General features: G+C 71.0%; 15 protein-coding genes. 6 read left to right on the top strand and 9 right to left on the bottom strand.

All coding sequences use genetic code 11. The annotated features are described in order from the left end of the window. Window positions 1–193: 193 nt before the first annotated feature. From ACWD3D_RS20510 to ACWD3D_RS20480, 7 genes are all read right to left on the bottom strand, one after another. A complete protein-coding gene (locus ACWD3D_RS20510; protein ID WP_451462264.1) occupies window positions 194–979 on the bottom strand; it encodes an ABC transporter ATP-binding protein in 786 nt (261 codons plus the stop codon). Further along, a complete protein-coding gene (locus ACWD3D_RS20505) occupies window positions 972–1,901 on the bottom strand; it encodes an ABC transporter permease (protein ID WP_451462263.1) in 930 nt (309 codons plus the stop codon). The genes ACWD3D_RS20510 and ACWD3D_RS20505 overlap by 8 nt, the downstream gene beginning before the upstream one ends. 105 nt (window positions 1,902–2,006) lie before the next feature. Next, a complete protein-coding gene (locus tag ACWD3D_RS20500) occupies window positions 2,007–2,879 on the bottom strand; it encodes a glycosyltransferase family 2 protein (RefSeq protein WP_451462262.1) in 873 nt (290 codons plus the stop codon). Window positions 2,880–2,886: 7 nt separating this feature from the next. Then, window positions 2,887–3,666 (bottom strand): CDP-alcohol phosphatidyltransferase family protein, encoded by a 780-nt coding sequence (locus ACWD3D_RS20495; protein ID WP_327179180.1) that lies wholly within the window; start codon window positions 3,664–3,666, stop codon window positions 2,887–2,889. Continuing rightward, window positions 3,644–4,705 carry an iron-containing alcohol dehydrogenase family protein gene (locus ACWD3D_RS20490; RefSeq protein WP_451462261.1) on the bottom strand — a complete coding sequence of 354 codons (1,062 nt, stop codon included), beginning with the start codon at window positions 4,703–4,705 and terminating at the stop codon, window positions 3,644–3,646. Before ACWD3D_RS20490 ends, ACWD3D_RS20495 begins: the two co-directional genes overlap by 23 nt. Continuing rightward, the gene (locus tag ACWD3D_RS20485) at window positions 4,693–5,427 is read right to left on the bottom strand and encodes a phosphocholine cytidylyltransferase family protein (RefSeq protein WP_451462260.1); all 735 of its coding nucleotides are present in this window, start codon (window positions 5,425–5,427) and stop codon (window positions 4,693–4,695) included. Before ACWD3D_RS20485 ends, ACWD3D_RS20490 begins: the two co-directional genes overlap by 13 nt. Further along, entirely contained in the window at window positions 5,424–7,223 is a 1,800-nt protein-coding gene (locus ACWD3D_RS20480; protein WP_451462267.1) for a DUF5941 domain-containing protein, read from the bottom strand. Before ACWD3D_RS20480 ends, ACWD3D_RS20485 begins: the two co-directional genes overlap by 4 nt. Window positions 7,224–7,583: 360 nt before the next feature. On the opposite strand from ACWD3D_RS20480, the gene galE reads away from it, so the two are divergent. From galE to idi, 3 genes are all read left to right on the top strand, one after another. Beyond that, the gene (galE, locus tag ACWD3D_RS20475; RefSeq protein ID WP_451462259.1) at window positions 7,584–8,567 is read left to right on the top strand and encodes a UDP-glucose 4-epimerase GalE; all 984 of its coding nucleotides are present in this window, start codon (window positions 7,584–7,586) and stop codon (window positions 8,565–8,567) included. Between the two features lie 141 nt (window positions 8,568–8,708). Further along, a complete protein-coding gene (locus tag ACWD3D_RS20470) occupies window positions 8,709–9,641 on the top strand; it encodes a cation diffusion facilitator family transporter (protein WP_451462266.1) in 933 nt (310 codons plus the stop codon). Between the two features lie 148 nt (window positions 9,642–9,789). Continuing rightward, entirely contained in the window at window positions 9,790–10,383 is a 594-nt protein-coding gene (gene idi / locus ACWD3D_RS20465; protein WP_451462258.1) for an isopentenyl-diphosphate Delta-isomerase, read from the top strand. A gap of 78 nt (window positions 10,384–10,461) precedes the next feature. On the opposite strand, the gene ACWD3D_RS20460 is transcribed toward idi, so the two are convergent. Continuing rightward, on the bottom strand, window positions 10,462–10,917 hold the full coding sequence (locus ACWD3D_RS20460) for an ATP-binding protein (RefSeq protein WP_451462265.1): 456 nt from the start codon (window positions 10,915–10,917) through the stop codon (window positions 10,462–10,464). Between the two features lie 153 nt (window positions 10,918–11,070). Then, the gene (locus tag ACWD3D_RS20455) at window positions 11,071–11,697 is read right to left on the bottom strand and encodes a DUF308 domain-containing protein (protein WP_451462257.1); all 627 of its coding nucleotides are present in this window, start codon (window positions 11,695–11,697) and stop codon (window positions 11,071–11,073) included. An 81-nt stretch (window positions 11,698–11,778) separates the two neighbouring features. On the opposite strand from ACWD3D_RS20455, the gene ACWD3D_RS20450 reads away from it, so the two are divergent. From ACWD3D_RS20450 to ACWD3D_RS20440, 3 genes are all read left to right on the top strand, one after another. Continuing rightward, complete coding sequence (locus ACWD3D_RS20450; protein ID WP_451462256.1) at window positions 11,779–12,531, top strand: enoyl-CoA hydratase/isomerase family protein; 753 nt, start codon at window positions 11,779–11,781, stop codon at window positions 12,529–12,531. Between the two features lie 106 nt (window positions 12,532–12,637). Further along, window positions 12,638–13,501 (top strand): SCO6745 family protein, encoded by an 864-nt coding sequence (locus ACWD3D_RS20445; RefSeq protein WP_451462255.1) that lies wholly within the window; start codon window positions 12,638–12,640, stop codon window positions 13,499–13,501. Between the two features lie 203 nt (window positions 13,502–13,704). Continuing rightward, window positions 13,705–15,913: Tex family protein (locus ACWD3D_RS20440; protein WP_451462254.1), on the top strand; the 2,209-nt coding region annotated here is incomplete at its 3' end.

Below are 15,913 nucleotides of genomic sequence, written 5' to 3'. Positions count from 1 at the left end.
ATCGACCGGGTGTTGCGCACCGTCGCACCCGCCTCCCGGACACCCAACCTTCCACGGCGCCCGGACACTTGGCATCGTCCGACAGGTGGAGAAGCGATCTTTGGCTACCACCTCAGGCGGACGGGCCGGACACCCGGGCGAAGCGTTTCGCCCGGTACCGCGCACGGCGTCCGGCCCGTGCCCGCCCGCCGGACTACTTGCCGGTCTCCCGCTCGTAGGCCTGGAGGACTTCCTCCGTCGGGCCGTCCATGAGGAGCTCGCCCTTTTCCAGCCACAGGACCCGGTCGCAGGTGTCGCGGATCGTCCCGTTGTTGTGGCTGACCAGGAAGACCGTGCCGGCCTCCTTGCGCAGCTCGCGAATGCGCTCCTCGGAACGGACCCGGAACTTGCGGTCACCGGTAGCCAGCGCCTCGTCGATCATGAGGACATCGTGGTTCTTGGCCGCCGCGATGGAGAACCGCAGGCGGGCCGCCATGCCGGAGGAGTAGGTCCGCATGGGCAGGGTGATGAAGTCGCCCTTCTCGTTGATCCCGGAGAAGTCCACGATGCCTTCGTAGCGGGAGCGGATCTCCTCGCGGGTCATCCCCATGGCGAGTCCGCCGAGCACGACGTTGCGCTCGCCGGTGAGGTCGTTCATCAGGGCGGCGTTCACGCCGAGCAGCGAGGGCTGGCCGTCCGTGTAGACCCGGCCCTTCTCGGTCGGGAGCAGGCCGGCGATGGCGCGCAGCAGCGTCGACTTGCCGGAGCCGTTGGTACCGATGAGACCGATGGCCTCACCCCGGTAGGCGGTGAAGGTGACACCGCGCACGGCGTGGACCTTGCGGATGCCGCGGGGTTCGCCCTTGCCCCGGCGGACCATGCGGCTGAGGGCTGCGGTCGCGCTGCCCCTGCCGCCGCCTCCGCCGCTGACGCGGTACACGATGTGGACGCCGTCGGCGATGACGGTGGGGACCCGCCCCTGAGTGTTGTCGTCAGCCACGGCCGTACCGCTCCTCTGCCTTCCAGAAGTACACGAAGCCCAGGGCCCCCACCACGAGCGCCCAGACGATGGCGACGGCCCAGACGTGGGCCGGGAGGTTCTCCGCGCCGTAGCCGTCGATGAGGGCGAAGCGGACCAGGTCCATGTAGATGGCCGCGGGGTTGTACTGGAGCACGTTGGCGATCCACTGCGGCTTGTCCTGGAGCATCAGCCTGATGGAGAACATGACGCCGGACGCGTACATCCAGGTCCGCATCACGAAGGGCATCAGCTGGGCCAGGTCGGGTGTTTTGCTCCCGAGGCGGGCCATGACCATCGCGAGCCCGGTGTTGAAGCAGAACTGCAGCGCCAGGGCGGGGATCACCAGCAGCCACGAGAGGCTGGGGTAGTTGCCGAACGCCACGGCGATCGCCACCAGCACGATCATCGAGTACAGCAGCTGCTGGAGCTGCTGGAGGGAGAACGAGATCGGCAGCGAGGCCCGGGGGAAGTGCAGGGCCCGCACCAGGCCGAGGTTGCCGGAGATCGAGCGGACACCCGCCATGACCGAGCTCTGGGTGAACGTGAAAACGAAGATGCCGGTCACCAGGAACGGAATGAAAACGTCCTGGCCCATCCCCTTCTGCGTGCCGAGGATCAAGCCGAAGATCAGGTAGTAGACCAGCGCGTTCAGCAGCGGGGTGGCCACCTGCCACACCTGGCCGAGCTTGGCCTGGCTGTACTGAGCGGTCAGCTTCGCCCGGGAGAACGCCATGATGAAGTGGCGGCGGCCCCAGAGCTGGCGGACGTAGGCGACCAGCCCGGGCCGGGCGCCACTCACGGTGAGACCGTACTTCTCGGCCAGCTGCGCCGGGCTCAGCCCCTCGTCGGCCGACGGCGGGACGCTCATGGCGACCCGCCCGTCATGCGTTGTGTCACTCACAGATGGAAACTCTCGTCTTCGATCCACGCGGCCGGTGAAGGAGCGCGGCGCAGGCGGACAGGACCCGGAAAGGAATGCGTACCGGTCCCATGGTCTCAGAGCCGGTCAGATCACCGGGGGACGGCCCAGCATGGTCAGCCGCCACACCGTGCGCCACCTCATGGGGCGCCGGGGGCCGCAGGGTGTCGCCCATCCTTCGCGAAAACCGCCGAACCAAGCCTTGAGGGCGGGCACCGAGGGACGGCGCACCAGAGTGAGCAGCACCCAGGTGCCCAGGTAGACCGGGACCAGCGGGGCGGGGAGGTTGCGCCGGGCGAGCCAGACCCGGTTACGGGCGACCATCCGGTGGTAGACGGCGTGCCGGGAGGGGGCGGTGGCCGGATGACTGAGCACCATGTCGGCGCGGTAGTCGATCTGCCACCCCGCGTCGAGCGCCCGCCAGGCGAGGTCGGTCTCCTCGTGGGCGTAGAAGAACGCGTCGGGCAGCCCGCCGACCTCGGCGAGCACGGCGGTGCGCACCGCGTTGGCGCCGCCGAGGAAGGTCGTCACCCGGGAGGAGTGCATCGGGTCCGAGGCGCGCAGCCGGGGCACGTGCCGCCGCTGGGTGACCCCGGTCTCGGGGTCGGCGATGCGGAAGCTGACGATGCCGAGCTCCGGGTCCTCGGCGAAGGCCCGGCGGCAGAGCTCGGCGGTGTCGGTCCTCGGCAGGCGGCCGTCGTCGTCGAGGAAGAGCAGCACGTCGACCTCGGTGCCGCCGGGGCCGAACGCCTCGATGCCGACGTTGCGGCCGCCGGGGATGCCGAGGTTCTCGGGCAGCTCCACGGTCCGTACGCCTTCGGGGACCTCCGGTACCGGGGCGCCGTTGCCGACGACCACGACCTCGATCCGGTCGCCGTCCTGGGCGGCGACCGAGTCGAGGAGGGCGCGCAGCTCCACGGGACGGTTGCCCATGGTGATGATGACCGCGCCGAGTTTCATGGGGTGCTCACTTCAGACGGCTGGACGCCAGGATCGACACCAGGTGCAGGACGGTCTGGAGCAGGGCGATGCCCGCGAGGACCGCGACCGCGAGGCGGGTGAAGAAGAGATCGTCCCTGATCATGTCGGCGATGGCGGCGGCCAGGACGACCAGGGACGCCTCGACGCCGAGGATCAGGCGGTGGAACTTGAGCGCACCGGCGGCGCGGCGGGCGAACGCCATGCCCGACGAGCGGGGCTCGGACGCGGCTTCCTTGACGGGCGGCAGCCCGCCCTGGTGACGCGCCACTCCGACGAGGTCGGTCTCCGCCTTGATCAGGATGGCGCCGAGGGCGGCGAGGGTGCCGAGGAAGGCCCAGAGCCAGTCGATCCGTCCGGTGCCGAACATGTCGGCGGCGCGGAGCCCGAGCCCGACGAGTACGGCGGCGTCGCAGAGGTAGGCGCCGACCCGGTCGAGGTAGACCCCGCCCAGCGAGAACTGCTTCTTCCAGCGCGCCACCTCGCCGTCGACGCAGTCGAGCAGCAGGTAGAGCTGGACCATGACGACGCCCAGCACCGCTCCCGGTATGCCGGGGACGAGCAGGGCCGGCGCGGCGAGTACGCCCGCGACGGTCATGACGTAGGTCAGCTGGTTGGGGGTGATCCGGGTGTTCACCAGGTGCCGGTCGATGCGCAAGGAGATCTCGCGCATGTAGAGCCGCCCTCCCCAGTGCTCACCACTGCGCCGGTCCTTCACGCCCGGGGGGTGCACGACCGGACGGAGTTCAGCTACGGATGGCTTTTGCATAGTCGGCGTACGCGTCCCTGATCTGGTCGGTGGACAGGTTGAGGTGCTCCAGGATCGTGAAACGTCCCGGGCGCGTCCGAGGGGCGAAGTCGACCACCTCGACGAACTCGTCGGCGGTGAAGCCGATCTCCTCCGGCAGCACGGGCAGGCCGTGGCGGCGGAAGACGACTGCCATCTGCTGCGACTGTTCGGCGGCGCCGCGCAGGTGCATGGCGAAGCAGGCGCCGAGGCCGACCTGCTCGCCGTGGCTGGCGGCGCGCGCGGGGTGCAGCAGGTCGAAGGCGTGGTTGATCTCGTGGCACGCTCCGGAGGCGGGGCGCGAGTCGCCCGCGACCGCCATCGAGATGCCGGTGAGGACCAGGCCCTCGGCCAGCACCTTGAGGAACTCGTCGTCGGCGATGCCACCGGGGTGGCGCAGGACCGCCTCGCCCGCCTGGCGGGCCATGGCGGCGGCGAGCCCGTCGACCTCTTCGCCGTTGATCCGCTGGGCGAGTTCCCAGTCGGCGACGCAGGAGATGTTGGAGACCGCGTCCCCGATCCCGGAACGGATGTACCGGGCCGGCGCCCCGCGGACCACGTCGAGGTCGATCACGACGGCGATCGGCGTGGGCACCCCGTAGGAGCCGCGGCCGTTGTCGTTGTCGAGGGTGGCGACCGGCGAGCAGAGGCCGTCGTGCGAGAGGTTGGTGGCCACGGCGACCAGGGGCAGCCCGACGCGCGCGGCGGCGTACTTCGCCACGTCGATGATCTTGCCGCCGCCGAGACCGACCACGGCGTCGTACCGGTTGCCCTTGATGCCGTTGGCGAGCCGTACCGCGGAGTCGATCGTGCCGTCGCTCACGGGGTACCAGTCCGCTCCGGGCAGGAACGGCGCGAGCCGGTCCTTCAGGGCGCGGCCGGAACCCTCGCTGATCGCGATGGCCAGCTTGCCGGAGGTCGAGATCCGCTGGTCGTGCAGGACCTCCGCCAGGTCGTCCATCGCGCCTCGGCGGATGTCGACGACCAGCGGGGAGGGGATGAGCCGGGTCAGTACTGGCACGCGATCTCACGGCCCTTCGCGAGGTCTGCGTGGTTGTCGATCTCCACCCAGGTCACCTCGCCGATGGGGGCGACGTCGACGGTGAAGCCGCGGTTGACCAGCTCCTGGTAGCCGTCCTCGTAGTAGAGGTCGGGGTCGCGCTCGAACGTCGCCTTCAGGGCGTCGGCGAGCTCCTCCGCGGCCTCGGGCTCGATCAGGGTCACGCCGATGTACTCGCCGGTGGCCGTCGCCGGGTCCATCAGCTTGGTGATCCGGCGGACGCCCTTCTCGTCGGTGATGACCTTCATCTCCTCGTCGGCGAGGCTCTTCACCGTGTCGAGGGCGAGGATGATCCGGCGGCCTTCGCCGCGGGCCGCGAGCAGGGTCTCCTCGACGGAGACGGGGTGCACGGTGTCGCCGTTGGCGAGGATCACGCCGCGCTTGAGTACCTCACGGGCGCACCACAGGGAGTAGGCGTTGTTCCACTCCTCGGCCTTGTCGTTGTCGACCAGGGTGATCGAGAGGCCGTACGTGGCCTCCAGCTCGGCCTTGCGGGCGTACACGGCTTCCTTGCGGTAGCCGACGACGATGGCGACCTCGGTCAGACCGACCGCGGCGAAGTTGGCCAGGGTCAGGTCGAGCACGGTCTTCTCGCCGTCCACCGGCACGAGTGCCTTGGGGAGGGTGTCCGTGTAGGGGCGCAGACGTCGTCCTGCACCGGCTGCCAGTACGAGGCCGATCATGCGAGTTCTCCTTCGTCGTGTACGGCGGGGGCCGAGGAGGACACCCAGAACCGGATGGATTCCACGGTCACCACCAGAGCCACGGCCGCGGCGAGCGCGGTGAGAGCCGTGGTGAAGCTGGTACGGGTGCCGAGTGCGGCGGCGAACAGGGCCACCACGAGGGTGCGGCCCTCGTGCCCGAGGACGGTGCGGACCAGCCATTGCGGCGGGGCTCCCGTGCCGCCCCGGATCCGGTACACCGTGTCGTAATGATGGTAGGCGACGGCCGCTACCAGGCCGAATGCCGCGGGAACGGCGTGCGGCACGTCACTGCGGGCCGCCAGCGCCAGCACCGTGCAGTACTCGGCCGCCCGGAAGAAGGGCGGGACGAGCCAGTCGAGCGCGCCCTTGAGGGGGCGGGACACGGCGAGTCCCGCCAGGAGGGTGTACACCCCGGCGGCAGCCACCGGCCACCAGCTCCCGAAGGGGGCGAGGAGGGCCGTCGCGATCATCACACCGCTGCCCACCAGGGCCAGCAGCGGCGCGGTGAAGCCGCCGCCCGGGCGGCGGACGAGGGCCGCCACGGCCTGGGCGAGGGGGCCCGAGTCGGCGAGGTCGGCCAGGGCGCGCGCGGCGCGGTCGGTGCGCCGTGCCTTGCGGGTCAGCGAGCGCAGCAGTCGGCCGGCCGTGGTGTAGCAGGCGGCCAGCGAACAGCCGACGAGCAGCGCGTAGAAGACGATCCGGGGCGTGGTGACCGCGGTCAGCACGGCGATCATGGCCCAGCGCTCACCGATGGGGAGCACGATCATCCGGCGCAGCCAGACCGTCCAGCCGACGCTGTCGAGCCGGTCGGAGAGGGCGGCGGTGGGGCTGGTGTTGGAGACCGCGTCGTGGTTGGCCTCGTTGAAGGAGAAGTCGACGACGTGCCGGCAGGCCTGGAGCACCATGGCGCCGAGCGCGAGGGCCCACACGTCGTCACTGTCGCCGCCCGCCATGTGCGAGGCGCCGATGGCGAGGCCCGCGTAGTAGGCGTACTCCTTGGCGCGGTCGAAGGTCGCGTCGAGCCACGCGCCCATCGTCGAGTACTGCAGGGAGTAGCGGGCGAGCTGCCCGTCGGTGCAGTCCAGGACGAAGGAGAAAAGGAGCAGCAGCCCGGCGGCCACGAATCCGGGCCGGGTACCGGTCGCCGCGCAGCCGGCCGCGACGAGCGCGGTGATCAGCGAGGCGGTGGTGACCTGGTTCGGGGTGAGGCCGCGTCGCGCGCACCAGCGGGCGATGTAGCGGGAGTACGGGCTGATGAAGTGGGTGGTGAAGAAGCCGTCGTGGGCCTTCACCGCGCTGCGCAGCCGTACCGCCTCGTCGTCCACGGCCTCGACGGCCGCGCGGGCGGTGGCCAGCTCCTCGGGGGTGGTGGGGACGGTGGCGGTGAGCGAACCGAGTTCGGGGCGCTGCACGGCCGTCCCCCCGGCCTCCAGGGCGAGCGCGATGCGGCCGGGGACCGTGCGGTCCTCGTCACGGTCCGGTCCTCCGCCGTCGGCCACCGGCCGTCCGGCGCCGACCGCCGCGATGGTGCGGTCCATGGCGCGCAGCAGTGCCGCGCGCGCGTCGGGCTGCACCGTCAGTGCGCCGGGGACACCGGCGGCGGCGAACCGGGGGTCGGTCAGCCCGAGGCGCAGGGCGTGGACGTGGCCGACGAAACGGGGGTCCACGAGGGCGACGCGGTCGCCCGCGGGAACGTCCTTGAGGAGTGCGGCGGCTTCACCGGCGTCGGCGGCCTGCCGGACGTCGAAACCGAGGGCGCGCAGGTCGTCCCCGATCGACGAACCGGCTACCGGGACACCGGTGAGGATGGCGGTCGACAGACGAACTCACTCCTTGATCCGGGCATGGACGGGCACGCGGTGCGGCCCGGGAACGAGCCGGCGGGCCTGCGGCACATCGGCAGAGGCTATCGGATGAACAGAAGGTTGAGTTCACTGCCCATTTATGCTCTGTTCGGGTCAGTCCTGCACCCTGTTCGCCGCTTAGTGATCATCCTCCTCGATCAGGCCCCCGCGCGACAAACTCGGTACGGAGATCCGTCACCGGCCGGGAGGCGGAGCCCCGTCGCCGGCCGTCCGCCGGCCGGTGAGGGACACCGCCCGGCGGACGGCGGGACACCGTTTAGGCTGATCGGCATGACGTGGCTGATCACTGGCGGTGCGGGATACATCGGGGCACACGTGGCGAAGGCCATGGTCGCCTCCGGCGAGAAGGCAGTCGTGCTCGACGACCTGTCCACGGGCGTGGCCGAGCGGCTCCCCGCGGACATCGAGCTGGTCCAGGGGTCCTCCTCGGACCGCGCGCTGGTGGACCGGCTGCTGGCCGGTCACGCGGTCACGGGCGTGGTGCACCTCGCGGGGAAGAAGCGGGTGGACGAGTCGGTCGAGCGGCCGCTGATGTACTACCGGGAGAACGTCGCCGGGCTCGGCATCCTGCTGGAGGCCTCCGCCGCGGCGAGCGTCCGCTCCTTCGTCTTCTCCTCCTCCGCCGCCGTCTACGGCGTGCCCGAGGCCGAGGTGATCACCGAGGACACCTGCTGCGCGCCGATCAGCCCGTACGGCGAGACGAAGCTCGCGGGCGAGTGGCTGGTACGCGCCACGGGCCGTGCCCACGGGATGTCCACGGCCTGCCTGCGCTACTTCAACGTGGCGGGCGCCGCCGAGCCGGCCCTCGCGGACACCGGCGCCTTCAACGTGATCCCGATGTTCTTCGACCGTCTGACACGCGGCGAGGCGCCCCGCGTCTTCGGCGCCGACTACCCCACCCCGGACGGCACCTGCGTCCGGGACTACATCCATGTCGCCGACCTCGCCGACGCGCACCTGGCGGTCGCGCGCCATCTGGCGGACCGGGACGCTCCGGGCGACCTGACGGTGAACGTCGGGCGCGGCGAGGGCGTCTCGGTGCGCGAGCTCGCCTCCCTGGTGGCCGAGGTGACCGGGAACCGGACGGAACCGGTCGTGGAGGCCCCGCGTGCGGGTGACGCCGCGAAGTCGGTGGCCTCGGCGGCACGGATCGCGGAGGAACTCGGCTGGTCGGCGCGCCGGGGGGCGCGGGAGATGGTGGAGTCCGCATGGGAGGGCTGGCTGCTGCACCACCCCGAGGCAGCCGACCGATAACCACCCCTCGCACATTTGTGCAGGTCAGAGCAGACGACAACGGTGTTCAACACCGTGTTGCCCGATACCCCCCGCCCGTAGTTCACTGGGCTTCGTCGGGCGGCGACGGCCCGAGCCTTACCACCGTCTGGAGGCATGCGCATGGGGGCCGGCCACGACCACGGTCACACGCACGGCACACCCGCGACGGCGTCGGCGGCGTACCTGGGGCGACTCAGGATCGCGCTGGGCATCACCCTCGGCGTGATGGTCATGGAGATCGTCGGCGGCGTGCTCGCCGATTCGCTCGCACTGATCGCGGACGCCGCCCACATGGCGACGGACGGGCTGGGGCTGGGCATGGCCCTGTTCGCCATCCACTTCGCCAATCGGCCGGCCGGGCCGAACCGGACCTTCGGGTTCGCCCGTGCCGAGATCCTGGCGGCGCTGGCCAACTGTCTGCTGCTGCTCGGCGTCGGCGCCTTCCTGGTCTTCGAGGCGGTCGACCGCTTCATCACGCCGGCCGACACCCGCGGCGGGCTGGCCATCGCCTTCGCCTCCGTGGGCCTGATCGCCAACCTGGTCTCGCTCACCCTGCTGATGGGCGGGCAGAAGGACAGTCTGAACGTCCGGGGCGCCTATCTGGAGGTGCTCGCGGACACCCTCGGCTCGGTCACCGTCCTCGTCGCGGCGGGCGTCATCCTGGCCACCGGCTGGCAGGCCGCCGACCCGATCGCCTCTCTGGTGATCGGACTGATGATCGTCCCCCGTACGGTGAAACTGCTGCGCGAGACCGTCAACGTGCTGCTGGAATCCGCACCCAAGGGGGTGGACATGGCCGAGGTGCGCGCCCACATCACCGCACTGCCGGGAGTGCTGGACGTCCACGACCTGCACGCCTGGACGATCACCTCCGGCATGCCGGTGCTCTCGGCCCACGTCGTCGTCCACCAGGAGATGCTGGACTCCATCGGACACGAGAAGCTCCTCCACGATCTTCAAGGCTGCGTCGGCGGCCACTTCGACGTGGAGCACTGCACCTTCCAGCTGGAACCGAGCGGACACGCCGCCCACGAGGCGCGGCTCTGCAGGTGACGACGGGGAGCCCCGGCGCGTCCGCCCGGCTCGCGCGGAGGCTGACATGCCCGGACCCGAAGTACGGACAAGCGGCATTTGTGGGGCAGACTTGACCGGACTCCAGGGGTCCGGCGCACGAGGCCGGGAACCAAAGCGAAGGATGGGTATGCCGACCACACCAGCCACCGCGACGCACAGCTCGTCGAACGGCTCCGCAGAAGCGATCATGCTCGAACTGGTCGACGAGAGCGGCACCACCATCGGCACCGCGGAGAAGCTCGCCGCCCATCAGGCGCCCGGCCGGCTGCACCGCGCCTTCTCGGTCTTCCTCTTCGACGAGCAGGGTCGTCTGCTGCTCCAGCGCCGCGCGCTCGGCAAGTACCACTCCCCCGGTGTGTGGTCCAACACCTGCTGCGGCCACCCCTACCCGGGTGAGGCCCCCTTCGCCGCCGCCGCCCGGCGCACGTACGAGGAGCTGGGCATCTCGCCGTCCCTGATGGCGGCGGCCGGAACCGTGCGCTACAACCACCCGGACCCGGCGTCCGGTCTGGTGGAGCAGGAGTTCAACCACCTGTACGTCGGCCTGGCCCAGGACACCCCGGCGCCCGACCCGGAGGAGGTCGGCGAGACGGTCTTCGTGACCGCCGCGGAACTGACCGAACGGCACGCCGCAGGACCGTTCTCCGCGTGGTTCATGACGGTTCTGGACGCGGCCCGGCCGGCGATCCGTGAGCTGACGGGCCCCTCGGCCGGCTGGTGACGGCGGGCCCGGAACGGACGGGGCGGCGGGCGGTTCCCGGGAGGGGGCCCGCAGCCCCGCCGACAGGGCCGGAACGGGTCAGAGCGGCGTTCTCAGCGGGAGCACCGCCCAGATGATCTTCCCGCCGGTCGCGGTGTGCTCCACGTCGCAGGTGCCGCCCGCCTCGGCGGTGATCTCCTTAACGAGCAGCAGCCCCCGGCCGCCCGTCTGGGCGTGGTCGGTCTCCAGCGCGGTCGGGCGGTAGGGGTGGTTGTCCTCGACCGCGACCCTGATCCAGTCGGCGCCGATCGCCACCTCCACCGCCAGCTCGGGCGAGAGGAGGGCCGCGTGCTTGACCGCGTTGGTCGCGAGCTCCGAGACGATCAGCAGCAGCCCCTGGAGGATGTCGTCCTCCACGGGTACGCCCTGCCTGGCGATCAGGTCACGTACCGCGTGCCGCGCCCGCGGTACCGATACGTCGACGGCGGGGGCGGTGAAGCGCCACACTCCCTCGTACGGCACGGGACGGGCCGGAACGCTCCCGCGGCTCTCCATCATCCGGCACCCGCTCTCGGTTCACACATCTCTGACCACCGTCCGTTGACTGACGAGTGTCGAGAACCTCGGAGCGCCGGTCCGGCCACTGACTGGAAGTGGGCACCTATCGACTCGTATTGACCGGCTTCGTAATACGGCGTCACATGTGGACTACTTCTGGCCACCTTTTGGGGCACTATTCGGCCTGCTTCCGCCGCTGCCCCCTTCCGCCGCCGTCTGCTCGGTGACCAGCCCGACGACCTGCCGACCTCCCACGCCGATCGCGATCAGACCCAGGCCGTCGAAGAGCAGCGAGAGCGAGAAGAAGAGCCCGAGGACGTACCGGCTGCTGTGCGGCCAGTCGAAGAGCACCAGCAGGCCCAGGAGCAGGCCGAAGGCACCCTGCAGCAGGGTCCAGCCGAACTGTGGTCCGCGCACCACGACCGAACCGACCAGCCGGAACAGCCCGCCGGTGAGGAAGAGCAGGGCGGCGAACATGGTGAGTGCCTCGGCGCTGCCGCGCGGGTCGTGGATCACGACCACCCCGGCCGCGATGTTCAGGGCCGCGACGACGACGGCGAGCCAGAAGAACCGGCTGCCCCGGGACTGCACCGCGTGCGCCAGACCGACCAGGCCACCGAAGAGCAGGAGCCAGCCGAAAAGCAGCATCGTGGTGAGCGTGGCCACACCGGTGTGGACGAGACCGACGACGCCGGCGGCGACGAGCAGGACGCCGAGCACGACCAGCGTGCCGAAGTCGCGGTTGAGTTTTCTGCGCCGGCCCAGGGAATCGGCCATCGACAGCTCCTCGCGGTGCGTACGGACGCGGGCACCCCTGGTCGGATCATAGGAGCGAACGGTACGGATAGCATCCGGCGCATGGACCGCACCGAGCCACAGCTGGAGCACTCCGTCTCGGACGGGGTGGCGACCGTCGTGATCAGCAATCCCGCGAAACGGAACGCCATGACGGCCCCGATGTGGCGGGAGTTGCCCGCCCTGCTGGAACGGCTGGCGGCTGACGTCTCGGTACGGGTGCTGGTGCTCACGGGCGCGGGCGACACCTTCTGCGCGGGGGCGGACATCTCGTCCCTCCAGGAGCCCGGGAAGCTGACCCCGGAGCTGACGGTGGCCGCCGAGGAGGCGCTGGCCGCGTTCCCCCGGCCGACCCTCGCGGCCGTACGCGGCTTCTGCGTGGGAGGTGGCAGCCAACTGGCCGCCGCCTGCGACTTCCGGTTCGCCGAGGAAGGAGCACGGTTCGGCGTCACCCCCGCCAAGCTGGGGATCGTCTACTCGTCCTCCTCGACCCGGCGGCTCGTCGGGCTGGTGGGCCCGGCGACCGCGAAGTACCTCCTCTTCTCCGGCGAGCTGATCGGCACCGAGCGCGCTCTGCGCACGGGGCTGGTGGACGAGATACTGCCGCCGCCGGAACTGGCCGGCCGGGTCGCGGAATTCTGCCGCGTCCTGGCGTCCCGGTCCCAGCTGACCCAGGCGGCGGCGAAGGAGTTCGCCGCCGGCCGCACCGACCGGGACGCGTACTGGGCCGCGCAGGCGAGCACGGGCGAAGACACGGTGGAGGGCGTCAGTGCCTTCTTGGAGCGACGGACGCCGCGCTTCACCTGGACCACCTGACTCCACGGTCCACCTGGGCCACCTGACTCCCGGCCGGCGTTCCTTCCCCGGGCGGGAGCAGGGACGGGGGTTCCCTCCATACTGACCAGTCGGTAATGTGCGGACCATGAGTACTCTGCCGCCCCGCGCCGGCCGCCGCTGCCACAACGCCGTCAACCCGCTGCACTCCACGCTCTTCTTCTCCCCCGACCTCACCACCGAATTCGGCGCACTGGGGATCGACGATCCCCGGGCCGCGTACTTCGCCGCCCGGGGAGCCGCGCTCGGGGCGGTCGGGGCCGGTGCGGTGACCTCGACGTTCTACAACTTCAACCACGAGCTGGTGGCCCGTCATCTGCCGGCCGTCTGGTCGGTCGCCTCCCCCGAGGCGGCCCTCGCGGCCAGGCTCCGCGCGGCCGACACCACGCTCCGCCGCCTGCTCGGCGAGGAGATCATCGGCTCGCCCGAGATGACGGAGGCCGCCGGACTGGCGCTGCGGGCCACCGAGGCCTGCAGCCGCCACGCCCGGCCGCTGTACGCCGCCCACGCCGATCTGTCGGTGCCCGCCGAGCCGCACCTCGCGTTCTGGCACGCGGCCACACTGCTGCGCGAACACCGCGGTGACGGGCACCTCGCCGCGCTGCTCACCGCGGGTCTCGACCCGCTCGAAGCGCTGGTCAGCCACACCGCGACCGGCAAGGGCATGTCCCCCCGCTGGACCCTCGGCACCCGGGGCTGGCGCCGCGAGGACTGGGACGCGGCCTCCGAGAGGCTGCGGACACGGGGGCTGCTGGACGACGAGGGCTCCCTGACGGAGGCGGGCACCGCCCTGCGGGCGGAGCTGGAGGAGACCACGGACCGGCTGGACGCGGCGCCGTACGAGCACCTGGGGGCGGACGGAGTGGCCCGGCTGACCGAGCTGGGACGCGGCTTCCTGTACACGGCCGCCTCGGCAGGCGCCTTCCCCGAGGACCTGATCGGCAAGGGCTGAGCCCCGGACGGCACCGGCACGGGTTCCCGACCCGCGGTTCGCACAGGTCGCGCGACACGGCCCCCGGCCACCCGGCACAATGCAGGCGAAGGGGACCACCCCGAATGACGCCCGCCCACGGTACGGAGCCCGCTCCGCACCGTGGGCGGGCCGTCAGCAGAGCCAGCAGCACAGTAGTTACGAGAAGGCGAGCCGGGAACACCGTGACGACGTCCATCGAAGGCAGGATCGCCGAGGAACTCGGCGTACGTGAGCGACAGGTGGCGGCAGCCGTCACCTTGCTCGACGGCGGGTCGACCGTCCCGTTCATCGCGCGCTACCGCAAGGAAGCGACGGAGATGCTCGACGACGCGCAGCTGCGCACGCTGGAGGAGCGGCTGCGTTATCTGCGGGAGCTGGAGGACCGCCGCTCCGCGATCCTCGCTTCCGTGGCCGAACAGGGCAAGCTCGACGAGGCCCTGGAGGCCCGCATCCGGGCGGCGGACACCAAGTCGCGCCTGGAGGACATCTATCTCCCGTTCAAGCCGAAGCGGCGGACGAAGGCGCAGATCGCCCGCGAGGCAGGTCTGGAACCTCTGGCCGACGGGCTGCTCGGCGACCCGTCCGTCGACCCGCTCGCCGCGGCGGCGGGGTTCGTGGACGCGGAGAAGGGGGTCGCGGACGGAGCCGCGGCACTGGAGGGCGCCCGGTCGATCCTCGCCGAGCGCTTCTCCGAGGACGCCGACCTGACCGGCGAACTGCGCGAGCGGATGTGGACGCGCGGCCGGCTCGCGGCGAAGGTGCGTGCGGGCAAGGAGGAGGACGGATCGAAGTTCGCCGACTACTTCGACTTCACCGAGCCCTTCACCGCACTGCCCTCGCACCGCATTCTCGCCATGCTCCGGGGCGAGAAGGAGGACGTGCTCGATCTGGTGCTGGAGCCGGAGGAGCCCTCCCAGGAGCCCGGCCCGTCCGGGTACGAGAACATGGTCGCGCGCCGCTTCGGCATCGCGGACCGGGGGCGGCCGGGCGACAAGTGGCTCGGCGACACGGTCCGCTGGGCCTGGCGGACCCGCATCCTGGTGCACCTCGGCATCGACCTGCGGCTGCGGCTGCGCACCGCGGCGGAGGACGAGGCGGTACGCGTCTTCGCCTCCAACCTCCGCGATCTGCTGCTGGCCGCTCCGGCGGGCACCCGGGCCACCCTGGGGCTCGACCCCGGTTTCCGTACCGGCGTGAAGGTGGCGGTCGTCGACGCGACGGGCAAGGTGGTGGCGACCGACGTCATCCACCCGCACGTCCCGGCGAACCGGTGGGAGGAGTCGCTGACGAAGCTGGAGCGGCTCTGCCGCACGCACTCGGTGGACCTGATCGCGATCGGCAACGGCACGGCGTCCCGCGAGACGGACAAGCTGGCGGGCGAACTGTGTGACAAGCACTCGGAGTTGAAGCTCACGAAGGTGATGGTGTCGGAGGCGGGCGCCTCGGTGTACTCGGCGTCGGCCTTCGCCTCGCAGGAACTCCCGGACATGGACGTGTCGTTGCGCGGCGCGGTGTCGATCGCCCGGCGCCTCCAGGACCCGCTGGCCGAGCTGGTGAAGATCGACCCGAAGTCGATCGGCGTCGGCCAGTACCAGCACGACCTGTCCGAGGTGAAGCTCTCGCGCTCGCTGGACGCGGTCGTCGAGGACTGTGTGAACGGCGTCGGCGTGGACGTCAACACCGCTTCCACGCCGCTGCTTTCACGGGTTTCGGGGATCAGCTCCGGGCTCGCCGAGAACATCGTCGCGCACCGGGACGCGCACGGCCCCTTCCGCTCCCGCAAGGCGCTCAAGGACGTTGCGCGGCTCGGCCCGAAGGCATACGAGCAGTGCGCGGGTTTCCTCCGCATCCGGGGCGGGGACGACCCGCTGGACGGGTCGAGCGTGCACCCGGAGGCGTACCCGGTGGTGCGCCGAATGGTGAAGACGGCGGGCACCGAGGTCGCGTCCCTCATCGGCAACACCGACGTGCTGCGGTCGCTGCGGGCCGACGCGTTCGTGGACGACACCTTCGGTCTGCCGACGGTGACCGACATCCTGAAGGAGCTGGAGAAGCCGGGCCGTGACCCGCGTCCGGCCTTCAAGACCGCCACCTTCAAGGAGGGTGTCGAGAAGATCGGCGACCTGGAGTCCGGGATGGTCCTGGAGGGCGTGGTCACCAACGTCGCCGCGTTCGGCGCTTTCGTCGACATCGGCGTCCACCAGGACGGTCTGGTCCACGTGTCGGCGATGTCGAGGACCTTCGTGAAGGACCCGCGCGACGTCGTGAAGCCCGGGGACATCGTGAAGGTCAAGGTCATGGACGTCGACGTGCCGCGCAAGCGGATCTCACTGACGCTGCGGCTGGACGACGAGGCGGCGGGCGGCCAGGGCGGCGGCCGGCGCGAGCGGG

The organism is Streptomyces sp. NPDC002690 (assembly GCF_053592415.1).
The sequence above is the reverse complement of the archived record's forward strand: the minus strand, read 5'-3'. Positions and strand labels throughout refer to the sequence as shown.